Origin of the sequence: Clostridium zeae (assembly GCF_017312485.1) — a bacterium.
In the GTDB taxonomy this organism is placed as follows: Bacteria; Bacillota; Clostridia; order Clostridiales; family Clostridiaceae; genus Clostridium_AR; species Clostridium_AR zeae.
In genome coordinates this window covers 1-449 of sequence record NZ_BMBA01000035.1, presented here as the reverse complement: position 1 = coordinate 449, position 449 = coordinate 1, and the positions used below count along the sequence as shown (strand labels likewise).

Genomic DNA, 449 nt, shown 5'->3' with positions numbered 1-449 from the left:
ATATAGTAGATAGAAAAGATGCTACAGAGCTAAAACTTGGAATACTTATGGCTGGTGGTAGTCTTAAGGATGATGAGAAAGAGGTGAAGGATCTTGAGTAAAACTACAGCAAAGGGTAAGGAAAATAAAGCGCTACAGATGGTAAAACCAATATTATTCCCTTTAGCAGCAATAATATTTTCTATATTCATTTCAGTGTTTTTCGTAATCTGGGCTAAGGGATACTCTATATTAGATTATTTTAAAGCGCTAGAAGATCTTTTTAGCACCATATGGAAAGGTTCCTTTGGTAGCGAAATGAACTTATTTAATACTGTATTCTATTTAACACCGCTTATATTTACCGGTGTAGCAAATGCGGTAGCATTTAAGACCGGATTATTTAACATAGGTGGAGAAGGTCAGTTTGTAGTAGGTATGGTAGCAGCAGCTTTAGTTGGAGTTATACC

At 35.4% G+C, this 449-nt stretch carries 1 pseudogene; it reads left to right on the top strand.

Annotated features, from left to right (window positions below):
• Positions 1 to 138: 138 nt before the first annotated feature.
• Positions 139 to 449: pseudogene (locus J3477_RS25980) on the top strand (ABC transporter permease); the annotation flags it as partial.